Annotated in this window: 7 protein-coding genes; 5 read left to right on the top strand and 2 right to left on the bottom strand. The window is 72.9% G+C overall.

Features of this window, described 5'->3' with window-relative positions:
* The first annotated feature begins 464 nt into the window (after positions 1-464).
* On the top strand, positions 465-1052 hold the full coding sequence (locus ACILQ5_RS14190; RefSeq protein WP_395658663.1) for a protein-L-isoaspartate O-methyltransferase: 588 nt from the start codon (positions 465-467) through the stop codon (positions 1050-1052).
* 13 nt (positions 1053-1065) lie between these two features.
* On the opposite strand, the gene ACILQ5_RS14185 is transcribed toward ACILQ5_RS14190, so the two are convergent.
* Positions 1066-1470: a hypothetical protein gene (locus ACILQ5_RS14185; RefSeq protein WP_395658662.1), complete on the bottom strand. Its 405-nt coding sequence runs from the start codon at positions 1468-1470 to the stop codon at positions 1066-1068.
* Between the two features lie 160 nt (positions 1471-1630).
* Here ACILQ5_RS14185 and ACILQ5_RS14180 point away from each other — a divergent pair, with 160 nt between their 5' ends.
* Both ACILQ5_RS14180 and ACILQ5_RS14175 read left to right on the top strand, forming a co-directional pair.
* Positions 1631-2398: a tyrosine-protein phosphatase gene (locus ACILQ5_RS14180; RefSeq protein WP_395658661.1), complete on the top strand. Its 768-nt coding sequence runs from the start codon at positions 1631-1633 to the stop codon at positions 2396-2398.
* A complete protein-coding gene (locus ACILQ5_RS14175; protein ID WP_395658660.1) occupies positions 2395-3870 on the top strand; it encodes a glycosyltransferase family 39 protein in 1476 nt (491 codons plus the stop codon). Before ACILQ5_RS14180 ends, ACILQ5_RS14175 begins: the two co-directional genes overlap by 4 nt.
* Before the next feature lie 25 nt (positions 3871-3895).
* On the opposite strand, the gene ACILQ5_RS14170 is transcribed toward ACILQ5_RS14175, so the two are convergent.
* Entirely contained in the window at positions 3896-4177 is a 282-nt protein-coding gene (locus tag ACILQ5_RS14170) for a 2TM domain-containing protein (protein ID WP_395658659.1), read from the bottom strand.
* A 159-nt stretch (positions 4178-4336) separates the two neighbouring features.
* On the opposite strand from ACILQ5_RS14170, the gene ACILQ5_RS14165 reads away from it, so the two are divergent.
* Both ACILQ5_RS14165 and ACILQ5_RS14160 read left to right on the top strand, forming a co-directional pair.
* On the top strand, positions 4337-6592 hold the full coding sequence (locus ACILQ5_RS14165; protein WP_395658658.1) for an MMPL family transporter: 2256 nt from the start codon (positions 4337-4339) through the stop codon (positions 6590-6592).
* A 7-nt stretch (positions 6593-6599) separates the two neighbouring features.
* Positions 6600-7364, top strand: a complete 765-nt coding sequence (locus ACILQ5_RS14160; RefSeq protein WP_395658657.1) for a DUF4118 domain-containing protein — start codon at positions 6600-6602, stop codon at positions 7362-7364.
* Positions 7365-7376: the final 12 nt, after the last annotated feature.

The following is a 7376-nucleotide window of genomic DNA, read 5'->3' as shown; positions in this document are numbered from 1 at the left end:
GGGGTCTCGACGACGCTCGCTGGCGCTCGCTGCTCGACCACCGGTGCCACCACCCGTGAGCCGGGAGGCGACCGCGGTCGGACGCCCGCCGTACCCGCCTTCTCTGCCTGTCGGTCGCAACCAGAGCGGACCGCGAGGTGCCGGCGGTCACCGCCCTGCACACCTTCTGGGGTCTCGACGACGCTCGCTGGCGCTCGCTGCTCGACCACTGGTGCCAGCAACCGCGAGCCGGGAACCAGCCGCAACCAGCCGCCCGCCGCCCCGGCGTTGCTGCCCTGTCGGTCGCAACCCGAGCGGACCGCGCGATGCCGACAGCACCGCCCTGCGCATCTTCTGGGGTCTCGACGACGCTCGCTGGCGCTCGCGGGCTCGACCACCGGTGCCACCACCCGTGAGCCGGGAGACAGCCGCAACCAGAAGCTCGCCCCACCCACCTCCCGGGCCAACGGTGGTTGACTCGGACCATGGACACCGACCGGGTCGGGGAGGCGTTCGCGGCGGTGCCGCGGGAGTGGTTCCTGCCGCGGTCGCAGCGGCGCCGTGCGGCGTACGACGGCCCGATCGACATCGGCCACGGGCAGACGAACTCGCAGCCGCGCACGGTCGAGGCGATGCTGCGGCTGCTGGAGGTGCGACCCGGCGACCGGGTCCTCGACGTCGGGTCGGGCTCCGGGTGGACCACCGGCCTGCTCGCCCACCTCACCGGGACGCGCGGCAGCGTGCTCGGCCTCGAGCTCGTGCCCCAGCTCGTGGAGCTCGGCCGGAGGAACCTGGCCCGCGGAGACTGGCCGTGGGCACGCATCGAGCCCGCGCGGCCGCACGTCCTCGGTGACCCCGACGGCGCGCCGTACGACCGTGTGCTGGTGTCGGCAGGTGCGCAGGAGCTGCCTGTCGGGCTCGTCGGCCAGCTGGCACCGACCGGGCGGCTGGTCATCCCGGTGGCCGGCGAGATGCTCCTCGTCGAGGCGCGCGCGGACGACCAGCCGCTCGTCACCCGGCACGGCTACTACCGGTTCGTGCCGCTGCGCGCGCCCCTCGACGAGGGTCGGTAGCCGCGAGCCCGCGCTACGGGATGTAGTGGGCCTGGAAGTAGGACTCGTGGCCCTGGTTCGGGTCGTTCCAGGTGCCCTGGAACGTGTGGTCGTTGAACCAGTGGCCACGCACGCACTTGCGGGTGCTGTGGTCGCAGGTGTGGTGCACCTGGGCACCCGAGACCGAGGCCCTGGTCACGAGCAGGTGCCCGTTGGCCCGCACGTTGTGGATCGCGTGACCGTCGTAGGAGAAGGTGATGTGCCGGTTGTGGCCGTCCCGCCCCTGGTAGTGGCCGACCGCCGGCAGCACGGACCGGGCGTGCACGCCCGGTCGCGAGGCGTCGGCGGCGCCGGCGCCGAGGGCGACGGTCCCGAGGCTCGCTCCGACGGCGAGCGCGAGTGCGGCGAAGGTCGCGCCGAGCTTGCGGGTGGTGGACATGGGTGTGTTCCCTCCCTGCGTGCCCCCGAGGGGACGGCCCCGCGGCCGTGGCCCCGCCACGCTAGGGCGGCTCCTCACCCCGGTGCCATCCCCACTCCGGGCCATCGCCGCCCTGGGGTTCGACCGCGTCCGGTCGACGGGCGGGCCTATCCTGCGCTGCGTGAGCGACACGCCCTCCGAGCTGCTCCGGCTCGCGTCCGCCGACAACTTCCGTGACGTCGCAGGTGTCGGCGCGGGCTACCCGACGACCGACGGCGGGCGGGTCCGGCGCGGGGTGTGCTACCGCTCCAACGAGCTCCAGCTGCACGAGGCCGACGTCGCCGCCATCGCCGACCTCGGCATCCAGGTCATCCACGACCTGCGCAGCACCCTCGAGATCGAGGCGCACCCCGACGTGCCCGTCCCGGGTGCGCGCTGGCAGCAGCTCGACGTCTCCGGCATCCCGACCGAGATGATCGAGATCCTCCCCGACACCGCGGCGGCCGAGCGCGTGATGCTCGACGTCTACGAGAGCTTCGTGCGGTCCGAGCAGGCGCGGACGTCGTACGCCGCCCTGTTGACCTGCCTCGCCACCGACGACCTCCCCCAGCTGTTCCACTGCACCGCCGGCAAGGACCGCACCGGCTGGGCAGCCGCTCTCCTGCTGGAGGTCGCCGGGGTCGACCGCGCGACGATCCTCGAGGACTACCTGCTCACCAACGAGGTCTCCTCGATCACCCGGACCAAGTACCTCGCGCTCATCGAGGAGCACCTCGGCGCCGAGAAGATGGCGGTCTACGAGCCGACGCTCGTCGTCAAGGAGGCCTACCTCCAGATGGCGTACGACGCGGTCGCCGCCGACCACGGCTCCGTCGCCGGCTACCTGCGCGACGGCCTGGGCCTCTCCGACGACGTGCTCGGGCGGCTGCGGGAGCGGCTCCGCGGATGAGCCCGGCCCCGGCCCGCCACCCGTACGCCGTCCGCGAGGTCCTCGCCGTGCTCGGCGTCCTCGTCGTGGTGCTGATGCTGCTGGCGCCGTACTACGGACCGCACCGCGACGAGATGTACTTCGTCACGGCGGGCCACCACCTCGCGTGGGGCTACCCGGACCAGCCGTCGTTCACCCCGTTGCTCGCCCGGCTGGCGGACACCCTCGCCCCCTCGAACCTCGTGGTGCTGCGCGTGCCGTCCGTGCTTGCGGTGACCGGCGTGGTCCTGCTCTCCGTCCAGGCGGCCTGGCTCCTGGGGGCGGCTCGGGCCGGCCAGGTGCTGACCGCGGTCACCGTGGCGTTCTCCGCCGTGGTGATCGGGTCGGGGCACATGCTCTCGACGGCGACCTTCGACCTGCTGTCCTGGACCGCGGTGCTCGTGGTCGTCGCCCAGGCGCTCGTGGACGACCGGCCGCGGCTGTGGCTGCTGGCCGGCGCGGTCGCCGGGATCGGGCTCAACAACAAGCATGCGGTCGCGTTCTGCCTGCTCGGCGTCCTCGTCGGCGTGGCGCTGGTGCGCGAGACCCGGCCGGTGCTGCGCACCCGGTGGCCGTGGCTGGGTGGCCTGGTCGCCCTCGCGCTGTGGGCCCCCAACCTGGTCTGGCAGGCGCAGCACGACTGGCCGGTCTTCGCGTTCAGCGCCGACATCGCCGAGGAGTACGGCGGCCTCGGCGGTCGCATCGACCTGCTGGTCGAGGCGCTGATCATGTTCAGCCCGGTCATCGGCGCCGTCTGGGTGCTCGGCCTGGTGCGGCTCCTGCGCCGGTCGGACTGGGCGGCGGCCCGGCCCCTCGCGGTCGCCTTCCTGGTGGTGCTGCTCGTCTTCCTCGTGACCGGCGGCAAGGGGTACTACCTCGCGGGCCTGGTCCCGCCCCTGGTCGCGGCGGGGTGCACGGACCTCGCCGCACGCTGGTCCACGCGGGCGGTCACCCTCACGGGCGCGGTGCTCGTCGCCTCGGCCGCGGTCGCCTACCCGGCCGTGCTGCCGGTGCTGCCGGCGTCCACGTTCGCCGACTCGGGGTGGGTCGACATCGCCGACGTCCAGCTCGACGCGATCGGCTGGCCCGAGTACACCGACCAGGTACGCGCCGTCGTCGACGCGCTGCCGGCGGACCAGCGGCAGCACGCGGTGCTGTTCACCGGCAACTACGGGGAGGCCGGTGCGATGCGCTGGTACGACGTGGGCCTGCCGACCTACAGCGGCCACAACGGGTACCGGAACTGGGGTCCACCGCCGGACGACGCGCTCCCGGTCGTCGTGGTGCTCCAGGTCCCGCCCGAGGACTGGTTCACCGGCTGCGAGCTGAAGGACCGGCTGCGCAACGACGCCGGTGCCGACAACGAGGAGGTCGGCGCCGGGATCTGGGTGTGCGACGGCCCGAGGGGCTCGTGGTCCCAGGCCTGGGAGGGTCTGCAGCACTACGACGCGTGAGCGCCGGTTGCCGGAGCGGGCTCGGTCAGCGGCGCCTGCTGAGCTTCTCCATCTCCCGGTTGATCTGGCGCTCGCTCGGAGCGTCCCCGCCGTAGGCGTCCCACGCGTTGGCCATCACGCCGATGCCCCAGCCGACGATCGGGAAGATCGGCCAGAAGAACGCAGCGGTGGTCATCGCCCAGACCACGACGAGGAACGCGTTCACCACCAGGTAGATCGCCAGGTGGATGTGGAAGTCGTGCTTCTTCTTGAGTCGGATCAGGGCCCGCTCGCGCAGCTCGACGACCTCGGGCATCTCGGAGCTCATGGCGTCCTCCTTCCGGACCGCACACCTCGACACCCTCCAGGCTCGTCCAGGGCCGGCCCGACCGGCACGGCCGGAGGTCCCCGGTCGTCGTTGACCTTCTCCTCTGCCGGACCGGGACCGGTCCGCGCAGACTCGGCCGAGACGGTTGTGGAGGGACCGATGGACAGGGACGAGCGACAGAACCTGGCGGCCACGATCGGGGGATGGAGCGTGCGGCACCGGGTCTCGGCGGTGGTCGGCTGGCTGGTCTTCGTGGTGGTGGCGATGATGGCCGGCTCCTGGGCGGGCCAGGTCGAGATGACCGAGGACGAGTACGCCGCCGGTGACTCCGCCCGGTTCGAGCAGGTCCTCGAGGACCACGACCTGCGGACGCCCGCCGCGGAGATGTTCGTCGTCACGACCGCCGCGCCCATCACCAGCCCCCAGTCGCGAGACGCCGTCTCCGACCTGGTGCGCCGGTTGCGCGCGACCTCGGTCGTCACCGAGGCCGCCGACCCGTACTCGAACGGGCTGGTGTCGGCGGACGGGCACTCCGTCCTGGTGCGGGTGTCGATCGCGGGCGACCCGATGACCGCCGGCGACCGCGCCCAGCCGCTCATCGACGCGGCCGCGGCCACCCACGCCGCGTACCCGGACGCGCGCATCGACGAGTTCGGCGACGGCTCGGCCAACGCCTGGTTCGACGACACCATCCTCCAGGACTTCCGGCGGGCCGAGTGGACCGCCGTCCCCCTGGCGATCGGCATCCTGGTGGTCGCGTTCGGCGCCCTGCTGGCCGCCGTGCTGCCCGTGGGGCTCGCGCTGACGTCGTTCCTCGCCGCGAACGGCATCCTCGCCGTGGTCAGCCACCGGATGCACCTGGACAGCTCCGCGAGCTCGGTGATGCTGCTCGTCGGCCTGGCCGTCGGCGTCGACTACTCCCTGTTCTACCTCCGCCGCGAGCGCGAGGAGCGGGTGCGTGGTCGTGACGCGGCCACCGCCCTGCAGATCGCGGGCGCCACGTCCGGCCGGTCCGTGCTCGTCTCGGGGCTCACGGTGGTGGCGGCGATGTCGGGGATGTTCCTGTCGCGGATGCTGATCTTCGAGGGGTTCGCGACCGCCACCATCCTGGTCGTCCTCGTCGCCGTGGTGGGCTCGGTGACGGTGCTGCCGGCGGTGCTGTCGCTGCTCGGCGACCGGGTCGACCTCGGCCGGGTGCCCGGCCTCGCCCGGATGCGACGGCCGGGAGGCGACAACCGGTTCTGGCACGCGGTGCTCACGCGGGTGCTGCGGCGTCCCGGTCTCTCGGCGCTGGTCGCCACGGGGCTGCTGCTCGTGCTCGCCGCCCCCGCCGTCGGGATGCACACCGAGCGGCTGAGCCTGGACAAGCTGCTGCCCGCCGACACCACCATCATGAAGAGCTACCACCGCATCACGGCGGCGTTCCCCGGCGGCCCCACCCCGGCCCGCGTGATCGTCACCGCCCCCGACGTCCAGGACCCCTCGCTCACGGCCGCCGTGTCGGACCTCCGCAACCAGGCGGCGGTCTCCGGTCTCTTCGGTGAGCCCGTCGAGGTCACGACCCACCCCGACGCCGGCGCCGTCGAGATCACGGTGCCCCTCGCCGGTGACGGCACCGACGCGACGTCGGTCCGCGCGCTGGACACGCTGCGCTCGGACATCGTCCCGTCGACGCTCGGCGAGGTCCCGGGGGTCGAGGCGTACGTCGGCGGCAACCTGGCGTTCTCGCAGGACTTCAACGCCCAGCTGCAGGACTCGATGGTCGCGGTCGTGGCCTTCGTCCTGGTCCTGGCGTTCATCCTGATGCTGTTCGCGTTCCGGTCGGTGACGATCGCGATCGTGTCGGTGGTGCTGAACGTGTTGTCGATGGCCGCGGCCTTCGGCGTGCTGGTCGCGGTCTTCCAGCACGGGTGGGGCGCCTCGCTCGTCGGCGGCCGCGGGGTCGGCGCCATCGAGTCGTGGCTCCCCCTGTTCATGTTCGTGATCCTCTTCGGGCTGTCGATGGACTACCACGTCTTCGTGGTGTCCCGGATCCGGGAGGCGCACGACCGTGGCCTGTCCACCCACGACGCCGTCTCGCACGGCGTGGTCACGTCGGCCGGCGTCGTCACGAGCGCCGCGGCCATCATGGTGGCGGTCTTCGCCGTGTTCGCCACGTTGTCGATGACGACCTTCAAGCAGCTCGGCGTCGGCCTCGCCGTGGCCATCTTGCTGGACGCCACCGTCGTGCGCGCCGTGCTGCTCCCGTCGGTCCTGACCTTCCTCGGCGACCGGACCTGGTGGCTGCCGCGCTGGCTGTCGTTCCTGCCGGACCGGGCGTACCGCCCGCCGGCCGAGACGGCCGACGCACCCCCTCCAGCGGACGCGTCAAGATCCCGTCAAGGACAGCACCACGCGGACGCAGCAGGAGGATGATCGAAGCGTGGTCGAACGGTCCGGCGGCACCCCGTGGTTCGTACGGTGGCGGAGCCTCGTGCGCATCGGCGCCGTGCTCGGGCCGCTGCTGACCTGTGGGCTGCTCGCGGTGTTCCGCGACACCGTCGCCGCTGCCGTCGTCGTGCTCGTGCTCGTGCTCTGGGTGGTGGCCGCCGCCGCCACCGGCGACCGGGCGGCCGGGGTGCTGGCGGCCCTGTCGGGCGGGGCGGGGTTCGACTTCTTCCTGACCGAGCCCTACCACCGGTTCACGATCTCGGCCTCCGAGGACATCGAGACGACGGTCCTCCTGGTCGTCATCGGCCTGGCCGTCTCCGAGATCGCGCTCTGGGGGCACCGCAGGCAGGCCGACGCCGAGCGCCGCTCCGGCTACCTCGACGGAGTGCTGGGTGCGGCGCGTGCGGTCGCCGAGGGCGACCTCCCGACGGCCGGCCTCACCGACGTGGTCGCCCGCCAGATCGCCGACGTCCTCGGCGCCGACGAGTGCCGGTTCGTCGAGGGTGCGGTGCACGACGCGCGGGTCGCCCTGCTCGACCAGGACGGCGTCCTCACCCGGTCCGGACGGTCGGTCGACGTCGGGCGGGTGGGCCTGCCCACCGACGAGTACGTCGCCGTACCGGTCCACCGCGGCGAGCGGGTCGTCGGACACTTCCTGCTGACCGCGACCACCCGCCACCGGTACCCGACCCAGGAGCAGCTGCGGGTCGCCGTGCTCCTCGCCGACCAGGTCGCAGCGGCGCTCCCGGCGTCCTAGGCGGCTCCGGAG

Origin of the sequence: Nocardioides sp. (assembly GCF_044226305.1) — a bacterium.
GTDB lineage: Bacteria > Actinomycetota > Actinomycetes > Propionibacteriales > Nocardioidaceae > Nocardioides.
The sequence above is the reverse complement of the archived record's forward strand: the minus strand, read 5'-3'. Positions and strand labels throughout refer to the sequence as shown.

What these genes read in the sequence shown, in the direction of transcription:
- ACILQ5_RS14185 (WP_395658662.1), bottom strand. Translation starts at nt 1,470, where the DNA reads ATGTCCACCACCCGCAAGCTCGGCGCGACCTTCGCCGCACTCGCGCTC.
- ACILQ5_RS14165 (WP_395658658.1), top strand. Translation starts at nt 4,337, where the DNA reads ATGGACAGGGACGAGCGACAGAACCTGGCGGCCACGATCGGGGGATGG.
- ACILQ5_RS14190 (WP_395658663.1), top strand. Translation starts at nt 465, where the DNA reads ATGGACACCGACCGGGTCGGGGAGGCGTTCGCGGCGGTGCCGCGGGAG.
- ACILQ5_RS14170 (WP_395658659.1), bottom strand. Translation starts at nt 4,177, where the DNA reads ATGAGCTCCGAGATGCCCGAGGTCGTCGAGCTGCGCGAGCGGGCCCTG.
- ACILQ5_RS14175 (WP_395658660.1), top strand. Translation starts at nt 2,395, where the DNA reads ATGAGCCCGGCCCCGGCCCGCCACCCGTACGCCGTCCGCGAGGTCCTC.